This is a genomic window from Kitasatospora hibisci, assembly GCF_043950205.1.
Classification (GTDB): Bacteria; Actinomycetota; Actinomycetes; order Streptomycetales; family Streptomycetaceae; genus Kitasatospora; species Kitasatospora hibisci.
In genome coordinates, this window is record NZ_CP171642.1 from 3,597,297 (window position 1) to 3,619,536 (window position 22,240).

The following is a 22,240-nucleotide window of genomic DNA, read 5'->3' on the forward strand; positions in this document are numbered from 1 at the left end:
CGGTCCGGCCGGCGGGCGACGATTCTGCTGATCTGTTGCCGACTGTCCGACCGTCCAAGGAATCTGACACAAGGTTAGCGATCAGCGACGCCCCCGGGATACCCACGGTGACGATCCCCACCCCCCACGCGCCCGGGGAAATGCTCCCGTGCGCCCCCACTGCGCCCGCCACCCCCCGGACCGGCTCGATCGCCTCACCGGTTCGGGTGACATTGCCGCCGCGCGGCCGACCGACCCGCACCGGCCCGTAACCAGCCTCACGCACGGTAGTTGAGCAGCGCGTGGAAGACATGCCAGACTCCCCCGACCAGGGCAGCGCCGGACTGCCCCCGCTGCTCATCGAAGCCGTCAGCTATGCCGAGAGCCGGCACTGGGAGGTCGCCCCGGGCGCCTGGCTGATCGACGGCGACGGGCCGGCCCGCTGCTCGTGCGGCGATCTGCGGTGCCCGCTGCCGGGCGCGCACCCGATCGACGCGGACTGGGCACGCAAGGCGAGTGCCGGCCCCGGCGCGGTGCGGCGCTGGTGGACGGAGCGGCCGGAGGCGTCGATCCTGCTGCCCACCGGCCGCTCGTTCGACGTCCTGGACGTCCCGGAGGTGGCCGGCTGCCTGGCGCTGGCGCGGATGGAGCGGATGGACCTCCAGCTCGGCCCGGTGGTGGTCGTCCCGGCCGCGCCGGGGCGGTCCGGCCGCCGGCTGCACTTCCTGGTGCTGCCGGGCGTGGCCGCCAAGCTGCCGGAGATGCTGCGCAAGCTCGGCTGGCCGCCCGGACGGCTGGACCTGGTGGCCCGCGGCGAGGGCGACTGGACGGTGGCCCCGCCGTCCAGGGTCGGCCCGTCCGGCTTCGCCCAGTGGGCCCGCTCGCCGTCGGCGCTGAACCGCTGGCTGCCGGACGCCGCCGAGCTGATCAGCCCGCTCGCCTACGCGTGCGGGCGCGAGGCCCCCTCGCCCCGCCCCCAGGCGGCCCAGCCGGCGCCGGTGCACTGACCCCCCGCCCTGACGGTCCTTCGGGCCCTCCGGGACCGCCCCGGGTCCGTTCGGGCCCCCGGCCCGGGCCGTCCGGCTCCGGGGATCCGACGGTGATTCACCGTCCCGTGGACAGCCGCCCTGCGCCGATCGGGTGAGGGTGTGCGACGCGCGACACCACGCGCGCGACTGACGGGCCCCGCCTCCCACCGGAGGCGGGGCCCGTCAGACGCATGTGCGGATAAGGCTTCCGTGTACCCGCTGGTCAACGGCGAAAGCCCCTCGCACGAGTGACAGTGCTCAAGGATTGCCATGATCTGCCGAGGGGAGGAATTCCACCGTGAGGGGACGCCGGAAGGGACGCTCGGACGGGGAAGCCGGGCGGGGCGGTCGGGAGGGGACGGAGGGGACGGGGGAACGGAGGGGCCGTGGCACCGGCCGGGTTCGGGGAGGCCGGTGCCACGGAAGCGGGGAGGGTGGGAGGGAAACGGGGTGGGAACGGCAGGGCCCGGTGCGCGGGGACGCACCGGGCCCTGTTCGCTGTCGCGAGGCCTGCAGGAGGCCGGTCGGGCGAGGCCCGGACCGGCTCGGTCGGGGCGGGCCGGTCAGGCCTGCGCGACGAAGACGTGCGCGGCGATGTCCTTGCCCAACTCGGCCGCGTTGTCACCGGTGCCCACCAGCACCCCGCCGACCCCGGGGGCGACCCGCACCGTCGAGCCCGGCCGGACGCCGGCCCGGCGCAGCGTGCGCATCAGCTCGCCGTCGGTCTGGATCGGCTCTCCGATCCGGCGGACCACCACGTCGGCGCCGTCCTCGCCCGGGCTCACCGAGTCCAGCGGGACGAGCGCGGCGTCGAAGCCCTCGCCCTCGGCCTTGGCGTCGCCCAGCTCGTCCAGGCCCGGGATCGGGTTGCCGTACGGGGACTGGGTGGGGTGGCCGAGCATGGCGAGCACCTTGCGCTCCACCGTCTCGCTCATCACGTGCTCCCAGCGACAGGCCTCCTCGTGGACCTGCTCCCACTCCAGGCCGATCACGTCGACCAGCAGGCACTCGGCGATGCGGTGCTTGCGCATCACCCGCACCGCGAGCCGGCGGCCCTCCTCGGTGAGTTCGAGGTGGCGGTCGCCCGCGACTTGGAGCAGCCCGTCGCGCTCCATCCGGCCGACCGTCTGGCTGACCGTGGGGCCGCTCTGTTCCAGGCGCTCGGCGATCCGGGCACGCATCGGAACGATGCCCTCCTCCTCCAGTTCCAGGATGGTGCGAAGGTACATCTCAGTGGTGTCGATCAGCCCAGACATCGCCGCTGGCTCCGTTCTTCGGTGTCCTCACCGCCAATTCTGACCTACCCCGCCGGCAACCGGACCCGCCCAGGGGCCTCCGGGAAGGGTTTTCGTTCCTGTTGACAGCGGCACCGGTGAGGCAGCACGGTGCTCGCCGTAGCTTTCTCCATCGGCGGTCTGGACCACCCCGGCCCGCCCCACCCGGCCGGCTCCCCCACCGGCAGAGAGCGAAGGCACAGATGAGCGACCTGGTCGGCCGGTACTTCGACGCCGCGATCGCCCACCTCCGGCGGGTCCGCGCCGAGGAGGCCGACACCATCGAGGCCGCGGGCGCGCTGCTGGCCGAGGCGGTCACCGAGGGGCGCCGGATCTTCACCTTCGGCTCCGGCCACTCCGCGCTGCCGGCCCAGGACGTCGTCTACCGGGCCGGCGGACTGGTCCCGGTGAACCTGCTGAACGTCCCCGGGATGGCCGGGGTGACGGTGATGCCGGCGCCGCTGTCCAGTGCCCTGGAGCGGGTGTCCGGCCTGGCCACCACCACCCTGGACCTCACCCCCGCCACCGCCGGCGACCTGCTCTTCGTCATCTCGCTCTCCGGCCGCCAGGTGATGCCGGTCGAGCTGGCCCGGTACGCCCGCGACCGCGGACTGAAGGTGGTGGGGGTGACCTCGCTGGCCTACCCGGGCGAGGTCCCGTCGGCGCACCCGTCGGGCACCTACCTGAAGGACCACTGCGACATCGTGCTGGACAGCAAGATCGCGGTCGGCGACGGCGAGCTGAGCCACCCGGCGGCCGAGACCGCCTTCGGCCCGGTCTCCACGGTTGTCACCAGCGCGCTGATGCAGGCCGTGGTGGCCTCGGCGGTGGGCCGGCTGGCCGACGCGGCGGCAGCCGGCGACGGCGCCGCCCCGCCGCTGTTCCGCTCCGGCAACGTGCCCGGAGGCACGGAGTGGAACGCCAAGCAGATGGCCGACAACGCCGACCGGATCTTCTACACCTACTGAGCCGCGCGGCCCGTGCGAGGTGGGGCCCGGGTGAGGTGCGCGGCCCGGCCACACGCCCCCGGGCCGGCCGCGTCCGCCGCCGACGGCCCCGCAGGCCCCGGCGGGCCTTCCGGCCCGGGGCGCACGGCGCGCGCTCCGCACCGGCCCCTCCGCGCCGACCCCTGCGCGCCCGCCGCCCGCGCCCGGACGGCCGGAGCACCGCGATATGGGACAACCTGCGGCGGCTTCCCGGCCATTGCGGCCGGTCCGCGACCGGACCAGGCGTACCGCGGCGGCGGGACGGGCAGGAGAGCGGTGCGACCGGAGCGACGGGTGGGGGCCGAGGATGGCGTCGGGGGCGGAGCCGATGGGGAGGGTGCGGGAGCACGAGCTGCTGCCCGCGCTGTTCTGGACGGCCGACTCGGCCTCGTTGCAGGGGCAGCGCCGGTCCGTCCTCCTCTCGGCCTGGGAGCTGGTGCTGCTGGTCGCCGCGGCCGTGTTCGGCTCCGCCGACGGTGAGCCGTGGGCCTGGTCGGCAGCGGTGGCCTACCTCGGCGCGATCGGCCTGGCGGTGGTGATCAGCCGGCAGAACCCCCAGGGCCTCTGGTACGAGGGCCGGGCGGCCGCGGAGTCGGTGAAGACGCTCGCCTGGAAGTTCGCCGTCCGGGCCGACGCCTTCCAGCCGCCGCCGCGCACCCTGCCCGACGCCGAGGGGCTGTACAGCTTCCAGCTCGGCCGGGTCCTGAACGCCTTCCGGGGCAGCCGCGCGGTCGGCGCGGCCGCGGAGGGCCCCGACGCGCCGATCACCGCGGCGATGCGCGGCCTGCGCGACCAGCCGCTGGCGGTGCGCCGCGAGGTGTACCTGCGGGAGCGGATCCTGGTGCAGCACGACTGGTACCGCTCCAAGGCCCGGTACTGCGCCCGGGCCGGCTTCTGGACCGGAGTGCTCGGCGCGGTGCTGCCGGGGATCGGCCTGGTGCTCGCGGTGCTGCGGGCGATGGGCGAGTTCGGCTACGACGCGCTCGGCACCGTCTCGGCGGTGGCCGCCTCGGTCGCCGCCTGGGCCCAGCTGCGCCAGTACCGGCCGCTGGCCGCCGCCTACGGGCTGGCCGCCGACGAACTGGAGCTGATCCGCGACCAGCTGGCCCGGCTCGACCTTGGCGCGGCGGACGCCGAGGAGGTCTGGGCCAGGCTGGCCCGGGACGCCGAGGACGCCGTCTCCCGCGAGCACACCACCTGGCAGGCCCGCCGGGAGGTCCGCGGGACCACGGACCGGGACCACTGACCCGGGGGACCGACCGAACGGGGCCGCCGACCGGGGCACCCCGGAGTACTGAGGAGGCCGCGCGTGACGTTACGGATGGTCAAGGCGGCGGACGGCCGCGCCCTCGCCGTCGAGACCGTGGGTGACCCGCGCGGCCGGCCGGTGTTCCTGCTGCACGGCACGCCCGGCAGCCGGGTCGGTCCGCACCCGCGCACCAGCGTCCTCTACCGCCTCGGCATCCGCCTGGTCTCCTTCGACCGGCCCGGCTACGGAGACTCGGCCCGGCTGCCCGGCCGCCGGGTCAGCGCGGCCGCGGCCGACGTGCGGACCATCGCCGACGAGCTCGGCATCGACCGCTTCGCCGTCCTCGGCCGCTCCGGAGGCGGCCCGCACGCGCTGGCCTGCGCTGCGCTTCTGCCCGATCGGGTCACCCGGGTCGCCCTGCTGGTCAGCCTGGCCCCCCGGAACGCGGCCGGCCTCGACTGGTACGGCGGGATGACGCCGTCCAACGTCCGGGCCTACCGGGAGGCCGAACGCGGGCACGACCAGATCGCCGCCTCGATGCGGTTCCGCTCCGAACAGATCAAGGCCGACCCGGTCCGGCTGCTCAAGGGCCTGCGGCCCGAACTGCCGCCCACCGACCGCGAGGTGGTCGCCGACACCGGGCTGCGCCGGATGCTGCAGAGCAACTACCGCGAGGCGTTCCGGCACGGCGCCGACGGCTGGATCGACGACGTACTGGCCTTCACCGCCGACTGGGGCTTCAAGGTCCAGGACATCGCCGTGCCGAGCTGGCTCTGGCACGGCGCCGACGACCAGTTCTCACCGGTCGAGCACTCCCGCTGGCTGGCCGACCGCATCCCCGGCGCCGCCCTCTACCTGGAGCCGGGCGCGGCCCACTTCGGCGCGTTCCGGGTGATGACCACCGCGCTCAGCTGGGCCGCGGGATAGGACCGGTCCGGCGGATCGGACCGGGGACGTCAGGCGCCGACCGGGGTGACCGGATCGCCGCCGGCCAGCACCGCCAGGACGTTGTCCACCGCGAGGCCGCCCATCGCCTGCCGGGTGCGGACGGTGGCGCTGCCCAGGTGCGGGGCCAGCACGGCGCGTTCCTGGGCCAGCAACGCCGACGGCACCTCCGGCTCCCGCTCGAAGTTGTCCACCGCCGCCGCGAACAGCGCGCCCGACTCCAGCGCGGCGGCCAGCGCCTCCTCGTCCACCACCCCGGCGGTCATCGAGACCACCACCGCCCCCGGCGGCAGCAGGGCCAGCCGGCGGGCGTCCAGCAGGTGACGGGTCGCGTCGCTGAGCGGGCAGGTCACCACCAGCACCTCGGAGCGGGCCAGCAGTTCCTCCAGCGGCAGCCACGCGGCGCCCTCGGCCTGCTCGGCCGGCAGTTCGCGGCGGTTGTGGTAGCCGACCGGCATGTCGAAGGCACGGGCCCGGCGGGCCACCGCCCGACCGATCCGGCCCATGCCGAGCACGCCCAGCCGGGTGCCGGCCAGCTCCATGCCGAGCAGGAAGTTCGGCGCCCAGGCCCACGGCCGCCCGGAGCGCAGCCACCGCTCGCCCTCGCCCAGCCTGCGGGTGGCGGCCAGCAGCAGCGCCCAGGCCATGTCGGCGGTGGCGGCGGTCAGCACCCCGGGGGTGTTGCTGACCGCCACACCCCGCTCGGCGCAGGCGGCGAGGTCGACGTTGTGGTGCCCCACCGCGTGGTTGGCGACCAGCCTGAGGCCGGGGCCGGCCGCGTCCAGGAACCCGCCGTCCACCGTGTCGTCCAGCGTGGTGACCACCGCGGACCGGCCGCGGGCGGCCGCCAGCAGCTCGGCCCGCGGCATCGGCAGGTCCGAGTCGTGGTGCGTGACCGCGTGGTGGGCGGTGAGCCGCTCGATCACCCCGGGCGCGAGGCGGCGGGTGACCAGGACCGGGGGCAGCTGCGGGCTCATGGCCCCGCAGCCTACCCGCCGGCCCCGGCCCCCGGTCTGCCCGCCGTCACACGGGCTGCGGCTCCAGGTCGCGGTTGATCCGCTTCCAGCCGCGGGCCGAGACGGTGTTGGGGTGCTCCTCGCCGAACTGGCGGATCAGCTCGGCGATCGCGCGGGCCCGCAGCTCGGCCGCCTGGGTGTGCCGGCCGGCCGCCCGCAGCGTGACGGCCAGGTTGGCCTCGCAGGCCACCGCGTCCGGGTGCCGCGGCGAGTAGCGCTCGCACAGGCCGGCGTGCGCCGTGCGGCCGAGCTGCTCGGCGAGGTCGATCTGGCCGTCGTCCCCGTACGCGTTGGCCAGGTTGATCATCGCGTTGAGGGTGTACGGGTGCTCGGGCCCCACCGCCCGGCTGAGCCCCTCGACGGTGGCCAGCCCGCGCTCGATCGCGCCCCGGACGTCGCCGCTGCCCCGCAGGTAGATGCCGAGGTTGTTGGCGCAGACCAGGGTGAACGGGTGCTCGTCACCGAACAGCCGCTTGTGACCCTCGTAGACCGTGGCGCAGAGGTCGCGGGCGGCCTCCTTGTCGCCGGACGCGCTGTGGTCGGCGGCCAGGTTGAGCGCGCAGGCCAGCGCGTCCGGCGCGTCGGCGCCGTACCGCTCCAGGTAGCGCTCGTAGGTCTCCTTGGTGATCCGGCGGGCCTCGGCCAGCTGCCCCGTCCGGCGCAGCGAGACGGCCAGCGACTTGGCGTTGCGCAGGTTCTCCGGCAGGTCCGGGTCGAGGAGGGTGCCGAAGTCGTCGGTGACCTCCTGAAGGAGTTCCACCGATCCCTGGTAGTCGCCGAGTTCGCGCAGGTCGCGGGCGAGGTTGGACTTGGTGGAGAGGGTGTAGGGGTGCTTGGGGCCGAGCACCGCGGTGCGGCGGTCCAGGGTCTCCTGGTCGAGCTCGCGGGCGGCCTCGCTGTCGCCGGCCAGCCGGTAGTCGATCGCCAGGTTGTTGGCCATGGAGAGGGTGCGCGGGTTGTCGTCGCCGAACAGCTCCCGGAACTGGTCGAGGATCTCCCGGTCGAGGTCGAGCGCGGCCTGGAACCGGCCGAGCGCCCGCCGGTCGGCGCCGAGCGAACCGCCGGTCATCAGGGTGTACGGGTGGTGCTCGCCGAGCAGCACGCGCTGGCGCTCCATGGTGGCCTCGTCCAGCGCCAGCGCGTCCGCGTAGTTGCCCTGCGAGCGCAGCACGTTGGCGAGCTGGAAGCGCAGCAGCAGGGTCTGCCGGTCGTCCTCGCCGAGCTTGGCGGTCCACTCCTCGTCCAGGGCGTGGCCGAGGTCGCGGGCCCGGTCCAGCTCGCCGCGCTTCCACAGGTAGCGGACGCGGTCGATGAGCAGCTGGCGGGTGTCGGCCTCGTCGCAGTTGTACGCCTTGGACGGCGACAGGTGCGGCCAGATCTCCTCGAACGCGGGCCAGTTGGCCGGGTCGTCGGTGTCGCCGAGGACCGGCCGCGCGCCGGTGAGGATGCGGTGCACCTCGTGGACGGCGGTCTCCTGTTCCTCCTCGGTCATCTCGGCCCGGACCACGGCCTGGACCAGCCGGTGCACCTGGAAGCTGTTGGTGCCGGCGTCGACCTTGGCGAGCGCGTACCGGCCGATCGCCTGGATGACCTTGCCGAGCATGAACTTGTCGCTGAGGTCGGCGTCGTACTGGACCAGGGCGCGGATCATCTGGTCGCTGTAGAAGAGGTTCATCGAGATCGGCTCCGGCGCGAAGAACGCGCAGAGCTGGAGCAGCCGGACCGCCGCCGGGGACTGGGTGCGCAGCCGGGCGATCGAGACGTTCCAGGTCGCGCCGACCGGTGTGGGGTAGTCGGCGGGGCGGGCGCCGGCCAGCGCGCGGGCGGCCTCCGCCTGGAGCTGGGCGACGTAGGTGGCGACCGGGGTGCCGGTGGTGTCCAGCCAGGCGGCGGCCACCTCGACGGCCAGCGGCAGGTCGCCGACGGCGTCGGCGACCCGGTCGGCGTCCGCACGGGAGAGCCCGCGGGCGCGCCGGCACAGGTGCTCGACGCTCTCGCCGCGGGTGAAGACGTCCACCTCCAGTGCCTCCGCGTGCCCGGACCAGGCCTGGTTGCGGGAGGTGACGAGGATGTGGCCGGAGCCGCCGGGGAAGAACCGGCGGATCTCGGAGGGCTCGTCGGCGTTGTCGAAGATCAGCAGCCAGCGCGCGGTGGGCACGCCGCGCCGCAGCGCCTCCCGGGCCGCCTCGGCGGCCTCGGTCACCGAGTCGCCGACCCGCAGGCCGAGCCGCCGGGCCAGGTCGGCCAGCGCGGGCGCGACCTGTTCGGTCCGCTCGGCGTCGATCCACCAGACCAGGTCGTAGTCGGACATGAACCGGTGCGCGTACTCCAGCGCCACCTGGGTCTTGCCGACGCCACCGAGTCCGTACAGGGTCTGCGGGGTGGGCAGCACGGCCGCCATGCCTCCGCGCAGCTGATTGCGCAGTTGCTCCAGCACCGCCGCGCGCCCGGTGAAGGACGGGTTGCGCGGCGGGACGTCCCAGACCTCCGGCTTGCTGCCGGGGAACCGCGGGCCGCCGGCCGGGGCGTCGGTGAGAACGAGCTCTCCCCGGCCGAGGGCCCGCAGCAGCGTCTGCACCGACTGGGCCTCGTCCCGGCCGACCAGGTCGACCGGATTGCGGTTGGAGAACGGCGCGGTGAGCCGGACGTCGCCGACGCGGACCGGGACCAGCTGTCGCCGGGTCCCGGACGGGTCGGAGCTGACCACCGACTCCCACAGCGTCCGGGCCTGCGGCGAGCGCTGGTAGGCGGGCGAGAGGACGGCGACGGTCCGGTACGCTGCGTCGATTCCGCGCCCGGTGTCCTGGCGCGGGTCGGTGCCGGCGCTGAGGTCGCGGGGCAGCACCCGGAAGCCGGCCCGGGTCAGCACCGACTCGATCCAGTCCGCCCACATCCGGTCCTCGGGGACGTAGGAGAGGTAGAGGTCGGCCGGCACGGACGGACGGCGCCGGGTGAAGGCGTCCACGTAGCGCAGCCGGACCTCCTCGTCGACCGGCGGCAGCGAGGCGACCCGCCCCCTGGTGATCACCGAGGTGAGCCGCTCGCACGCGGCCAGCATCGAGGTCTGGGTGCCGCCCTGGTCACCGAAGGTCGCCAGGATCTCCTCGTAGGCGTAGAACGGCCGGTAGGGGATCTCCACCGACCCCCAGTAGTGGGCGAGTTCCTCGGCGTCCAGGCCGGCGGGCAGGCCGTCGAAGCGGAGTCGGGCGAGTGCCCGGCCCGCATCGGCCTTCTCCTTCTCGCCCTCGTCGATGCGCATCGGCACGGGCAGGATGCGGATGCCGCGCTCGCGGTAGCGGTCGTGGATGTGCTGGGCTATCCGGGAGGCGCCGTCGATCGACTGGTCGCTCAGGGTGAAGCAGACCACCAGGTCGTCGGGCATCTGGACGGTGCAGATCTCGGCGATGTCGGAGAGGCCGGTGCGGGAGTCGATCAGGACGTAGTCGTAGCGCTTGCTCATGTCGGCGCGCAGTGCGTCGAAGAACTGCCCGCCGTCGAAGCGGTCGTAGAAGATGTCCCAGTCCAGGTGGGTGACGGCCTCGGAGTAGTCGCGGTTGAACTGGCCGGCGGAGAGGAAGTCCAGGCTGCCGCCGTCGGGGAACATCGGCCAGGAGAGCGAGAGCGCGTGCGGGTGCACCCGGGCGAAGTCGAGGTGCCAGCCCTCGGCGTGCTCGACCGGCCGCAGCGCCTCCTCGCGGTACTCGGCGATCAGGTCCATCATGCCGGTCGTGCCGGCCAGCACGGTGGGGTCGAGGAACGGGTGGAAGAACTTGGCCAGGCCGGGTGCCTCCAGGTCCCAGTCCACGGTGAGCACCCGGAAGCCGTTGGCCGCGAGGATCCACGCGGTGTTGGCGAGCGCCATGGTGCGCCCGGTACCGCCCTTGTAGGAGTAGAAGGTGATGATCCGGCCCCGCCGGTCCTGCTCCGCCTCCCGCCGGGCCGCCAGCTCGGCGGCGCTCAGGCCGCCGATGCGGAGGTTCCTGGTGCGGTTCTCACTCATATGGTTCCTCCCCCAAACGGCGTCCCGTCGTCCGGGCGATCGCCTGCTTCGCGTGGATGGTCGTCGTGGGCGGGGAGGCCGGGCCCGTCCCGGCCACCACCGTGCCGGAAGGCGTCCCGCAGACTGGGCCGGGGTGGAGGCGGCTCCTCCGGCTCGGTCCTGGTCCGGCTCTCGAAGGCGTACTTGGCTTTCATCGCGGCCCGGGGCAGCGCGTCGTCGAACTCCTCCAGGCTGCCGAGCCCGGGCTGCCCCCCGGTGGCGCCGAGGAAGCTGGGCCGGGTCGCGCGGTGGGTGAACCGCAGGGCCTGGTCGCTGAGTTCGCTCATCTCGCGGTGCTGCTCGGCGCAGTCCGGGTCGTCCATGTTCCATGGTTCCAGCACGCTCACCCAACCGCAGTCCGCACGGTCGAAGCGACGGACGAGTTCACGCCACCGCTCGTCCTTCAGCACCCAGCGGTCGAGCAGCAGGAGTCCGGGCGCGGTGGGCTCGCCGCCCGCGATGATCTCCTCGGCCTCGCCGTCAAACTCGTGCACGGTGACCTGGAAGCCCAACTGCCTGGCCAGGCGCACCGCGTGCTCGGCGAGCGGACGCGGGGCGGCGGGCCGGAAGGGGTGCCAGTCGGTGCGCCTCTCGCCGTAGTAGTCGGGGTTGCGCCCCGGCGGCACGTCGCCGCGGTGGTGGGCGAGGACGGAGATCCGCAGCCGTTTGGTGGGTGCGGTGACGTTGAAGGCGCTGGGCTGCGAGTTGAAGTCCAGCCGGCGCCCGACCGGGATGACCGTCTCCTCGGCGACCTCCACGATCCGCCGGGCCAGCCGGTGCACGGCCAGCTCGTAGGCACCGCGGAAGTAGCTCAGTTTCATCAGGGCGTACAAGCCCTCGGTCGCGTAGTCGGGGCCGAAACTGGCGTGATTGAACTGGAGTTCGCCCGCCACCTCGGGCAGCCGGTAGCGGCTCATCGGCGCCCAGAGCACCGGGACGATGCCGCTGGTCCGCTCCGAGTCGAAGTTGGCCGGGTAGACCGGCCGCCGGGTGAAGGAGTACCACTCCTGGCCGCACGGGACGCTGTTGAAGTACCGGGGCGAGTAGAGCGGCACGAAGACACGGCAGGTGGCCAGCTCCTCCGAGAGCCGCTCGGCCCACAGCTCCCCCTGGTGCATGGACTCGTCCATGAACCCGACCGGGACGCCCGCGGGAACGGTGGTGAGCTGCAGCACGGCCTCGCAGAGGTCACGGTACAACTGCCGTACCCAGTGGTTGGGGTCGCCGGCACCGCGCGCACCGGCCCGCGGGGTGTGCGCGTAACTGAGGAAGAAGTACGGCCGGGAGGATTCCTCGTCCCCGCCATGGTCGTTCACACGCGCCTCCCCCTGGCCCGCTCTCAACCGCTTTCCCGCGCGTCCCGGTTCGCGGGGCTTCAGTGTAGGAACGACCCAGGGGGCAAGGGAATAGCGCAAGGGGGGCACCCGGATTGACATGACCGAAACGACCGCGGGTGCGTGCGCCCCCGTGCGGCCCCTCAGCGCGCGCGCCACTCCCGGAGGACCTCGGCGGCGAGGTCGACGGCCTCGCGCATCGGGACCAGCCGGGTCCACGCGCCGCCGATCAGGCCTTCGGTCACACCGGTCGCCCGGGCCAGCACCTCCGTGCCGAGCTCCTCGAAGAGGACGTCGTCGAGGAGCGGTCCGTCGAAGTAGCACCAGCGCGAGCCGTCGCCGTCCTTCACCTTGCAGCCGTAGTGGCGGACCTCCTCGATGCCGACGCGCAGGTCGGCGAGGTGGAAGCCGGTGAAGGTGCCCATCGGAGCCCCGATGGTCAGCACCTGGGCACCGAGCCGGTAGAGCGCCCCGAGCGGGGAGCGCTCGCCGAGGTGGCACTCCAGGTCGTGGACCGCGGTGATCTCCACCGCCCGGGCGCCGACCGCGGCGAAGGAGGTCTGGGGGTGGCTGCTCCGGACGGCGCCCGGGTGGCGGCGGACCAGCTCGGAGAGCGTGCCCATGGTCGGCGAGGCCGGGGTCGTCAGCGGGTCGAAGGGGGGCATCGCCTCGCGCCAGGCCCGCACCCGGTCCTCCGACCAGCCGGCCGTCATCGTGGTGATCAGCCGCGAGGTGGTCGAGTTCTCCGGGCTGGCCGTGAAGGCGGCCAGGGTGCCGTGCTCCGGCCCGCCGAGGGCGTCGAGCAGCGCCTCGACCACCCCGGTGCCGCGGCCGTCGACCGGGCCGAGGGCGCGCAGGGAGGCGTGGACGAGCAGTACCTGCCCGGGCCGGACTCCGAGCTCGGCCAACCGGGTGGCCAGCTCGGCACGGCCGAGCGGAGCCGTGACCGACGGGGTGGGCGCGGCGGTGCACGGCGAGAGGTCGGTGAACATGGGGGGATCCCGGGGGGTAGCGGAGGGGGAGGAAGCAGGGTCAGCCGGAGACGACCGGGGTCGTCCGGCTGCGGATCCGTTCGGCGGCCGTCTCGGCGGCGCGCGGCAGCGGGACGGCCAGCCAGGGGGCAACAGTGTCCCGCATCCCGTCGACGAAGCGCAGACCGACCGGCGTCAACGAGCCCGAATCGGCCAGTCGCTCCACGGCCTCGGCGGTGTACCGGCGCCAGAGCGCGAACCGGGCCCGGGCGTGGTCGGCGGCCGCGCCGGGCAGGCCGTCGTAGGCGCGGGCCCGGCTGCCCCAGAACGCGGTCACCGCGAGGTGGGCGTAGGCGCCCTGGAGCAGGCCCTCGATCGGCCGCGGGTCGGGCCGCCAGGGTACGACGTAGCGCGCGGTGTCGGCCGGGTCGTAGAGGTCCAGCCCGTCGAGCACGGCACCCATCTTGACATGCTGGAACTCGTGCGCCAGCAGCAGTGCGAGGGTGGGCGCGGTGACCGGCCGGGCGATCCCGACCGCGCCGAAGGCCTGCCGGGCGGCGGCGCTGACCTCCCGGCCGGGCGGGCCGGGGCGCAGCGGGGTGACCGTGGTCAGACCCGCCCGCAGGCCGGCCGCGTACTCCGGCAGGTCGCGGTCGAGCAGTTCGGCGGCCTCGCGCAGTCCCCAGCTCCAGGAGGCGAGTTCGGAGTCCGTCAGGCGGTCGGCGACCGGCCGCTGGTGGCTGTCGCGCTGCGGGTCGACGTCCTCCAGCGCGAGCGTCCAGTCGCCGCCCAGCACGACACGCCGGACCCGGTGCCAGTGCGGGCCGTCGACCGGGACGGCGGTGCCGTCCTCGGTCCGCACGGTGAACCCGTCGGCCGTGCCGGTGACCAGCGCCTTTCGGGCCCCGCCGGCGAGATCGAGCCGGCCGAGCGTGGGCAGGTGCAGCACACCGCCCCGGAGCGGCACCGCGACCGTGTCGCCACGGCCGGCCCGGACCGCCGCGGCGGCGGCCAGCCCGGCCAGCGGACCGAGGCCTGCCGCCGGATCGCCCCCCAGCTGGCGGGCCGCCCAGGCGCGGGCGTACGGGTGGCCGAGCACGGCGTCCACGGCGGCGGGCGCGACTGCGTCGAGCTCGGCGAGCACGTCCCAGGCGGGCGAGCGGGTGAGCCCGGAGGTGGTCCGGACGGCGGCCAGCATGGCACGGGTGAGGGCGAGTTGGGCGCGGGCCAGGGCTCGGACGGTGTCGGCGCCGCCGTGACCGGAGGCGAGCTCGTCGAGCTGCCGTTCGGTGAGGCCGGCCGGGACGGGAGGCGCGGCGGGCTGCGCCGGGACGGCGGACGCGGCGGGCGGGACGGTGGACTGCTTACCGGACCGGTCGGCGATGCCGTTGATGAGGTTCATGAGGTCCCCGCAGTACACGGAGGGGTGGTCGAAGCCGCCGTCCCGGTACCGGTGGGCGTACAGCCCGCCTCCGCAGGAACGGACCACCGGGCAGCTCCGGCAGTCGGCGCTGAGCCCGGCCAGGCCGCTCTGCCGCGCGGCCATACCGGGGTGGCGGGCCACGTCGTCGAGGCTGTGCGTGAAGACGTCCAGGCCGGTGGCGGGGGCGCCGTCGTACGCGGTCTTCAGGCTGTCGGCCTGCTCGAAGCTGCCGTCGGTCTCCAGCACCACCAGCGAGGCGGGCTCCAGGCCGAGCGACTCGGTGAGGCTGGAGAGGCCGTGCCGGGTGCGGTGGACCGAGTCGAAGGTGCGGACCGCGAACGGGCGGCCGTCCGCCTCCCAGAGGTCGTAGACCGTGAGCAGCCAGTCCGCGTACGGGTGCGGGCCCTGCCCGGCGGGACGCTTCGGCGGCTGTTCCCAGGTCGCGTGCGGGAGGAGGAAGTCGACCGCGGGGGGTTCGAGTTCGGCGAGCGCCCGGTAGACCGCCACCGGGTCGTTCTCGACGTCGATCGTGCAGAGCAGGCCTGCGAAGAGGTGGCAGTACTCGGGCCGGCGGAGCAGGTCGACCGCGCGGAGCACCTGGGGGTGGCTGGAGCGGCCGTCGGCGTACCGGCGGTGGCGGTCGTTCGCGGCGCGGTCGCCGTCCAGCGAGACGCCGACCCGGACGTCCAACTCGGCGAAGAGGTCGAGGAAGGCGGGGCCGAGCAGCACGCCGTTGGTGTGGATCCGCAGGTCGAGTGCGCAGCCGGGCGGGAGGGCGGCGCGGAACGCCTCGGCGGCGCGGCGCAGCCGTTCCGGGCCGGCCAGCAGGGGTTCGCCCCCGTGCAGGACGACCCGGACGCCGGTCAGGCCGTGGGCGGCGGCGTGCTCGCCGATCCGCTCGGCGGCCCTGGTCAGGACGGTGTCGACGATCGTCTTCGGCCTGGACTGCCAGCTGGTGTCGGCGTGTTCGTAGACATAGCAGTGGTCGCAGGCGAGATCGCACCGGCTGTGCACCTTCACCACGAACTGCGTGAAGGGCAGCAGATTACGCGTCATGGCCATTCGGTCTCAGCTCGGTTCGGCTCGGGCTCGCTCGGGTGCGGTCGGATTCGGCCTGGCCGGCACGTGGCCGGGCCCGGACCGGCCGGTCAGATGGAGGAGTTGAAGGCGGCGACCGGCACCGGGCCGGAGTCGGCCGCGGGCAGCACGCGAGAAAGCCGCTTGGTCAGCTCCTCCGCACCGAGCTCGGCGAGATCAGCCAGGCCGGGCCGGCGCGAAACTGTCTGATTGTCCATCAGTTCCTCGACGGGACGGGTGTCCAGTGCGGATGTCATGTTCGATTCTCTTCCGTGAAGGGGATTAGAGAGTGCTGAGGCCGGGTACAGAACTCGGCTTCACCGCCCAATGTAGTGCTCCGGCCGCGGCAACGCCGTACAGTCCCGCCCACCGCCGGTGCCACCACCCCGCGGGGCTGCGGCGTCCGGTCCAAAGTTCACCCGCTCGGCGGTCGCGTCGCGGCACCTGCCCGGCTCACGACGGCCCGGTCAGGCGGGCGGCGGCTCGACCTCCCGGCCGATCCGCCGCCCGGCCCGGATGGCCGCGGTGACCGGATGATCCTGACCGAGCGTCTCCCGGGCCAGGGACAGGGCGCGTTCGGAGAGGTCGGCGGCCCGCTCCCGGTCCCCGACCGCGGCCAGGCCGAGCGCGGTGCTCGCCTCTGCCACGAGCGTGTCCGGATGGTCGGGGCCGACGGCTTCGGCCAGCAGCGCGGCGGCGGACTCGGAGAGGGCGAGCGCGGCCCGCTCCTCCCCCGTCTCGGCCAGGTCGTCGGCGTGGTTCAGCATCGCCAGGCCGAGGTGCGGGTGGCCCGGCCGGAGCACCGCGCGCAGGCCGGTCAGCGCCTCCTCGGAGAGCCGCCGGGCCTCCCCGGTCCGGCCGGCCCGGCGGAGGAGTACGGCGAGGTTGCCGGCCGTGAGGAGTGTGGCGGGGTGGGCCTCGCCGAGGCCGTCGCGGTGGCAGCGGTGGGCCTCCTCGGCGAGCGGGACGGCCCGGTCGAGGTCGCCGATCGCACCGAGCACCGCCGCCAGGTTGCCCGCGGCGACCGCCGTGTCCGGGTGGTCGGCGCCGTGTCGGTCGAGCAGCCGGCGGTGCACGTCCTCGGCGTTGGTGAGCGCCTCCCGGTACCGGCCGACCTGGCGGAGGGTGACGCCGAGGTTGCGGCTGGCGCGCAGGGTGGTGTCGTGGTTCTCGCCGAGGGCCTCCCCGCTCTCCCGGACGACCGTCTCCAGCAGGGTCAGCGCCTCGGTGAACCGGCCGGCTTCGCGCAGCATCCGCGCGTACAGGTCGGCCCCACCGAGCGTGTACTGGCTGCGCGGGCCGAATTCCTCGTACTGCCGCCGGTAGGCCTCCTCCTGGTGCCGGAGCGCCTCGGCGAGATCGCCGTCGAGGAAGGTGGCGAGGGCCAGGTTGTGGGCGGCCAACAGGGTGCGCGGGTGGTCCGGGCCGAGTGCCCGCAGGGCGGTGGCCAGGGTCTCCCGGTCCAGCTCGCGGGCCTCGGAGTACCGGCCGAGGTGCCGCAGGTCGCCGCCGAGGCTGCTGGCGGCGGCGACGGTGCGCGCATCGTCGCCGCCCAGGACGGTGCGCAACCGTTCCAGCACCGCCCGGTCCGTCGCGTACGCCTCCCGGACGTCGCCGAGCGAGCGCTGGAGGTTGCCGAGCTGGACCCGCAGCAGCAGGGTGGCCGGGTCGTTCTCGGCGGCCGGGCCGTCCACCTCCAGCCATCGGGCCAGCACCCGCTCGGCGAGGTCGCGGCCGGCCGTGTGCAGGCTGCGGTGCCAGAGGTAGCGGACGGTGTGGACGATCCACTGCCGGACCGCCGGGTCGGTCGAGTCCGGCGCGCCGGACGGCCACAGATGGGGCAGGAGTTCGGCGTACCGGGACCAGTGCTCCCGGGCGTCCGGGTCGCCCGGGTCGGCGAGGGCCAGCGCGGCGCGCGCGGCGGTCCGGACCCGGTCCCGATCGGCCTCGGCGACCTGGTCGCGCAGCAGCGCCTGGGTGATCCGGTGCACGCTCAGCGTGCCGCCGGCCTGGTCGTACCGGGCGAGGTTGAACTGGTTGACGGTGCGCAGGATCTCGCCCATCGCGAGCCGGCCGTCCGGGGTGCCCGGGGGCAGCCCGACGGCCTCGATCACCGGCGCGCTGTAGAGCAGCCGGATCGGGATCGCGTCCGGGCCCAGGAAGCCGCAGACCTCCAGCAGCCGGGCGGCCGGGGCGTTGATCCGGCGCAGGTCGGCCCCGGCGATCCGCCAGGTGGCCGCGGTGACGGTGGAGTACTCGGCGTCCGCCCGGACCGACCGGTCGAGGATGTCGGTCAGCGTCTCGTCGAGCAGCTCGGCGTAGGTGGCGGCCGGCATCGGGGTCTCGTGCAGCCAGGCGGCGGCCTGGCCGACGGCGAGCGGCAGGTCCCCCAGGAGCTCGGCGATCCGGTCGGCTTCGGCGGCCGGGACGCCGGCGTTGAAGCGGCGGACCAGCTCGACGCTCTCCGCCCGGTCGAAGACCTCGACCTCGGTCCGGCCGCGGTGCCGGGCCCAGCGCCGGTCGCGCGAGGTGACCAGCACGTGGCCGTCGACGGATCCGGCCGGGAGCCAGGGGGCGAGGTGCTCCGGGTCCTCCGCGTTGTCGAGGACCAGGAGCCAGCGCAGGTACGGCCGGCCCCGGCCGAGCGCGTCCAGCACGGCCCGGGCGGTACGGGCCACGTCACCGCCGTTCTCCAGGCCGAGTTCGGCGGCGAGTTCGGCGAGCCGCTGCGGCACGCCGGCCGGATCCTCGGCTGGGACCCACCAGAGCACGTCGTAGGAGGGCGCGAAGCGGTGGGCGTACTCGACCGCCGCCTGCGACTTGCCGACCCCGCCCATGCCGTACAGGACCTGCACGGGTTCGGCCGCCGGGCCGAGGGTGAAACCGTCCCGCAGGGTCTCCAGCAGTCGGCCCCGGCCGGTGAAGGAGGGCAGCCGGGGCGGGAGACCCTGCACGGCGGGCCGGCCGGCCGGGAACCGGGCGGGCGGCGGCGCGGCTTCCTCCTCCGCCTCCAGCCACCGCCCGGCGCCGGGCGGCGGGCCGAGCAGTTCGAACAACTGTGTCTCGGCCTGCTCGGCCGAGCCGCGGGCGAGGGCGCGCACCGGGTGGCCGGCGAACGGCTCGGGCAGCGGTCCGTCGCCGGGGTCCGCGGTCGAGAGCGCCAACAGGCCCGCCGCGCCGCCGTCCTGCTCGGCCGAGGTGAGCCGGCGCCAGATCTCCCGGCCGCGGGGCAGCGCCGCGTACTCGGGCGAGAGCAGCACCAGCACCCGGCCGTCGCCGTCCAGCGGGCCGGCAGCCTCCGGCAGCGCGCTGTCGCCGGGCGGGCCCGGGTCCAGCGGCGCGGCGGCGCCGTGCAGCGAGGTGAGGTAGCCGAAGCCGGCCATGGCGGCGGCGGCCCACTCGGCCCAGACCCGGTCCCCCGGCGCGTAGCTGATGTGCACCTGGCGGGAGCGCGTACGGCCGGTGCGCAGGTACGCCGCGTACAGCCGGCGGCGGGCCCGGTCCGGGACCGGGCGCAGCGTCCGCACCCGGCCGTCGGTCAGCCAGTCCGCCAGCCGCTCGAACGCGCCGAGCAGGCTGCGGCCCTGCTGCGGCCGGTCGACGATGGTGGCCGGCACCTCCTCGTAGGCGTAGAAGGGCTTGTAGGGCACCTCGACGTCACGCCAGTAGTCGGCCCGGCGGTCGGCGCTGAGCCAGCGGTCCAGGTAGGGCGCGAAGGCGTCGTGGGCGAGGTCGCGCCCGGCCGCCAGCCCGGCCCGCTCGGCGTCCTCGACGCGCATCGGGACGGGCAGCACCCGGATCTCGCGCTCGTCGGCGTCCACGATGGCCCGGGCCGCGTCGACGCCGCCGCGGATGCTCTGGGCGCCGAGGGTGAAGCAGTCCACCACGGTGTCGGGCATCAGCACGGTGCAGATGCCGGAGGTGTCGCTGACGCCGGTGCGGCTGTCGATCAGCACGTAGTCGTAGCTGCCGGTCCACCGCTCGCGCAGGGCGAGCAGGAACTCGGCGCCCCGGACGTCGGCGCGGGTGTAGAAGCTGCGCCAGTTGAAGCTGGTGACGGCGGCCGAGTAGGCGGCGTTCTGCCGGCCCGCCGGCATCAGGTCGAGCCGGCCGCCGGCCGGCAGGTCGAGGGCGAGGCCGCACAGGTAGCGGTCCATCCGGCCGGGCTCGGCCAGCCACTGCGCGGGGGCGGTGGCGGCGGCGTCACCGGGGCCGGGCAGGGCCTGGTCGACGTAGGCCCGGAGCAGGTCGATCAGGCCGTCGGTGGCGTGGAGTTCGGGGTCGATCAGCAGCGGATGGTAGTACCGGTGCAGGCCCGGGGCCTCCAGGTCCCAGTCCACGACCAGGACCTTGAGGCCCTGGCTGGCCAGGATCCAGCCGAGGTTGGCCAGGGCCATGGTGCGGCCGGTCCCGCCCTTGTAGGAGTAGAAGGTGACGACGGAACCGGTCCCGGGAGCCGACAGGGCGGCGGACCCGTCCGCGAGGGCGACCTGGTCGGCGGTCATCGTTCGGCTTCTCCTTCACGGGGCTCCCGGGGCGCCGGGGGCGTGGGCGCTGGCGGCCACGAGGGGATCGTGAGACCGGGCATCGTCCCGACCCCCGGTGCGAGCCCGAACCGGGCCCGCACCGAAGCCGGGTCGGGGTCGTCCGCCTCGTCCAACAGTCGGTTCTGCGCGACGGTCACGGTGCTGAGGAGTTCCGCCTCGAAGCGTTCCCGGGCGACCCGCACCCGGAACAGCGGTTCCGGCCCGGAGCGGTGCAGCCAGTTGCGCGGGAAGACCTCGCGCACCCCGCCCCAGAGCCGGGCGCGCGCCGGGCCGTCCGCCGGGTCGTCGGTCCCGGCCGGTACCAGCACGGCGGTCACCGGGTGGTTTCCGTCGTCGAACTCGCGCAGCGCCGCCCGGTACGGCTCCGTGCCGGCCGTCCACGGGTCCACCAGCAGGACGCTGACCTGGTTGCCCTCCCGGGCCCGGTCCAGGCTGGCGGACAGGCCGGGGCCGATCTCGTCCAGCGTGGTGCTGTGCCCGGCCCGGGTGATCACCTGCTGGGCCTGCACCACCAGCGAGGGCAGCCGCGGCGGGTGGTAGGGCGCCCAGTCCCAGGGCTGCGCCCCGTACCAGCCGCCCCGGTGGCCGCACCCGGCCGGCGTCCGCTGCTCCGGGCCGGTGCCGGCCTGCGCGGGCACGGCGGCGCCGGCCGGACGGCCCGCGTCGGGGCGGCGGGCCGCGGCGTGCCCGGCGGCGACGAAGATCCGGACCAGGCTGCTGCGGGTCTGCGGCGCCACCGCGGCCGGCACCGGGAAGCAGCCCTCCACCAGCCCGAGGTCGAGGCCGTCCAGCTCGGCCACCGACCGCAGGGCGGCCTCCCGCACCCGCTCGGCGATGGCCCGCACCACCCGCCGGTAGTCGGGGCCGTGCGGGTCGGCCCGCAGCAGGTCGCGCAGGCCGAGGGCGGCGTAGGCCGGCCCCAGGTGGTACTCCAGGTACTGGATCCGCCGGACCTCGGCCGGCAGCTCGGCCGGCGGCGGCTCCCAGACCACCGGGATCAGCGCCGGCACCGACTCCCCGGTCAGCTTCCGGTGCCGGCGGACCCTGTCGTCGAAGGCCGTCCACTCCTTGCCGCAGTACGAACTGGCGAAGTAGGCCGGGGAGTAGAGCGCCACCATGGTCCGGCTGACCGCGAGCATCCGGGAGAGCTGCTGCTCCCAGTCGTCGCCGACGCGCAGCCGTTCGGTGTCCCGGTAGGCGAGTTCGCCGGGGCCGGCCGCCGGCTCGATCCGGGCGAGCTCGTCCCGCAGGTCGCTGAAGAACTGGTCGACGAAGGCCCCGCCGGCCACGTGGTCCTGCCGCGCGTAGCTGAAGAAGAAGTACGGCCGCACTGCACCCCCCGGAGCCCGATCCGCCAACCCGGCCCAAGATACCGGGCAGTTGACGCGCAGAGAGCCGGGATCCGGGAAGATCCCGGCCCGCCCGGTCAGACCTCGCAGGAGGGACCCGGCCACCGGCGCGGCCCCGCCGCCCTCACGGGCAGAGGCGCTCCACCCGCCAGCCGCCCGGCACCGACGGGTCCGCGAGGTAGCGCAGCCGGTCGTGCAGCCGGTTCTCCCGCCCCTGCCAGAACTCCACGGTCTCCGGGACCACCCGGTAGCCGCCCCAGAACGGCGGCACCGGCACTCCCTCGCCCTCCGGGTACCGGCGCTCCAGCTCCGCGTACCGCTGCTCCAGCACCTCCCGGCCGTCCACCGGACTGGACTGCTCGCTGGCCCAGGCACCGAGCTGGGAGCCGTGCGGGCGGGTGCGGAAGTAGGCGGCGGTCTCGTCCCGGCCGACCTTCTCCACCCGGCCCTGCACGATCACCTGGCGGGCCAGGGCGATCCACGGGAACAGCAGCCCCGCGTACGGGTTGGCGGCCAGCTCGGCGCCCTTGCGCGAGCCGTAGTTGGTGAAGAAGACGAAGCCGCGGGTGTCGAAGCCCTTCAGCAGCACGGTGCGCGAGCTGGGCCGGCCCTCGGCGTCCGCGGTCGAGAGCACCATCGCGTTCGGCTCCACCACCCCGGCGTCGTCGGCCTCGTGGAACCAGCGGGTGAACTGGGCGATCGGATCGGCGGCGAGGTGCTCCTCGACCAGGCCCTCGTGGGTGTAGTGCTTGCGCATCACGGTGAGGTCCGGCCCGGGCCGGGCCTCCTCGGCCAGGATCCGGGTGGCGGGCTGCGAGGGCGTCGACTGGGCGCGTTCCGGGGTCTGCACATCAACATCATCCCGTACGACAAGCAACCGGCACCGCTACCTGTGGACAAACCCCGGTGGGAGATAAGGTGACTCGCCACCGCTCGATCGCCCGACCTACGGTGAATTGTCCGGTACCTGGCGTTTGGTTCCGGAGATTTCCCGGGCACGACCGGCCATCGGGCGAAAGTCAA

The 22,240-nt window shown here is 74.7% G+C and carries 14 protein-coding genes; 4 read left to right on the forward strand and 10 right to left on the reverse strand.

Annotation, left to right across the window (positions count from 1 at the left end; genetic code table 11):
• Positions 1–290: 290 nt before the first annotated feature.
• Positions 291–986, forward strand: coding sequence for a bifunctional DNA primase/polymerase (locus ACF9IK_RS15290; RefSeq protein ID WP_395298584.1), 696 nt, complete (start codon positions 291–293; stop codon positions 984–986).
• Positions 987–1,570: 584 nt separating this feature from the next.
• Here ACF9IK_RS15290 and ACF9IK_RS15295 read toward each other — a convergent pair.
• Positions 1,571–2,263 (reverse strand): metal-dependent transcriptional regulator, encoded by a 693-nt coding sequence (locus tag ACF9IK_RS15295; RefSeq protein WP_238951247.1) that lies wholly within the window; start codon positions 2,261–2,263, stop codon positions 1,571–1,573.
• A gap of 221 nt (positions 2,264–2,484) precedes the next feature.
• Between ACF9IK_RS15295 and ACF9IK_RS15300 the strand changes: the two genes are divergently transcribed.
• The 3 genes from ACF9IK_RS15300 (at position 2,485) to ACF9IK_RS15310 (ending at position 5,443) form a co-directional block, all read left to right on the forward strand.
• Positions 2,485–3,249: a sugar isomerase domain-containing protein gene (locus tag ACF9IK_RS15300; RefSeq protein ID WP_395294761.1), complete on the forward strand. Its 765-nt coding sequence runs from the start codon at positions 2,485–2,487 to the stop codon at positions 3,247–3,249.
• 355 nt (positions 3,250–3,604) lie between these two features.
• A complete protein-coding gene (locus ACF9IK_RS15305; RefSeq protein ID WP_395294762.1) occupies positions 3,605–4,513 on the forward strand; it encodes a DUF4231 domain-containing protein in 909 nt (302 codons plus the stop codon).
• Between the two features lie 75 nt (positions 4,514–4,588).
• The gene (locus ACF9IK_RS15310) at positions 4,589–5,443 is read left to right on the forward strand and encodes an alpha/beta fold hydrolase (RefSeq protein ID WP_395298585.1); all 855 of its coding nucleotides are present in this window, start codon (positions 4,589–4,591) and stop codon (positions 5,441–5,443) included.
• Positions 5,444–5,472: 29 nt separating this feature from the next.
• On the opposite strand, the gene ACF9IK_RS15315 is transcribed toward ACF9IK_RS15310, so the two are convergent.
• The 9 genes from ACF9IK_RS15315 to pdxH form a co-directional block, all read right to left on the reverse strand.
• A complete protein-coding gene (locus ACF9IK_RS15315) occupies positions 5,473–6,438 on the reverse strand; it encodes a 2-hydroxyacid dehydrogenase (protein ID WP_395294763.1) in 966 nt (321 codons plus the stop codon).
• 46 nt (positions 6,439–6,484) lie between these two features.
• A complete protein-coding gene (fxsT, locus tag ACF9IK_RS15320) occupies positions 6,485–10,477 on the reverse strand; it encodes an FxSxx-COOH system tetratricopeptide repeat protein (protein WP_395294764.1) in 3,993 nt (1,330 codons plus the stop codon).
• Positions 10,474–11,832 carry a TIR-like protein FxsC gene (locus tag ACF9IK_RS15325; protein ID WP_395294765.1) on the reverse strand — a complete coding sequence of 453 codons (1,359 nt, stop codon included), beginning with the start codon at positions 11,830–11,832 and terminating at the stop codon, positions 10,474–10,476. The genes fxsT (ACF9IK_RS15320) and ACF9IK_RS15325 overlap by 4 nt, the downstream gene beginning before the upstream one ends.
• A 161-nt stretch (positions 11,833–11,993) precedes the next feature.
• Complete coding sequence (locus ACF9IK_RS15330; protein ID WP_395294766.1) at positions 11,994–12,842, reverse strand: aminoglycoside N(3)-acetyltransferase; 849 nt, start codon at positions 12,840–12,842, stop codon at positions 11,994–11,996.
• Between the two features lie 40 nt (positions 12,843–12,882).
• Complete coding sequence (locus tag ACF9IK_RS15335; RefSeq protein WP_395294767.1) at positions 12,883–15,300, reverse strand: FxsB family cyclophane-forming radical SAM/SPASM peptide maturase; 2,418 nt, start codon at positions 15,298–15,300, stop codon at positions 12,883–12,885.
• 92 nt (positions 15,301–15,392) lie between these two features.
• On the reverse strand, positions 15,393–15,578 hold the full coding sequence (gene fxsA / locus ACF9IK_RS15340; RefSeq protein WP_395294768.1) for an FxSxx-COOH cyclophane-containing RiPP peptide: 186 nt from the start codon (positions 15,576–15,578) through the stop codon (positions 15,393–15,395).
• 210 nt (positions 15,579–15,788) lie between these two features.
• Positions 15,789–19,826, reverse strand: a complete 4,038-nt coding sequence (gene fxsT, locus ACF9IK_RS15345; RefSeq protein ID WP_395294769.1) for an FxSxx-COOH system tetratricopeptide repeat protein — start codon at positions 19,824–19,826, stop codon at positions 15,789–15,791.
• Positions 19,823–21,199, reverse strand: coding sequence for a TIR-like protein FxsC (locus ACF9IK_RS15350; protein WP_395294770.1), 1,377 nt, complete (start codon positions 21,197–21,199; stop codon positions 19,823–19,825). The genes fxsT (ACF9IK_RS15345) and ACF9IK_RS15350 overlap by 4 nt, the downstream gene beginning before the upstream one ends.
• Before the next feature lie 142 nt (positions 21,200–21,341).
• Positions 21,342–21,974, reverse strand: coding sequence for a pyridoxamine 5'-phosphate oxidase (pdxH, locus tag ACF9IK_RS15355; RefSeq protein ID WP_395298586.1), 633 nt, complete (start codon positions 21,972–21,974; stop codon positions 21,342–21,344).
• Between the last annotated feature and the right edge of the window lie 266 nt (positions 21,975–22,240).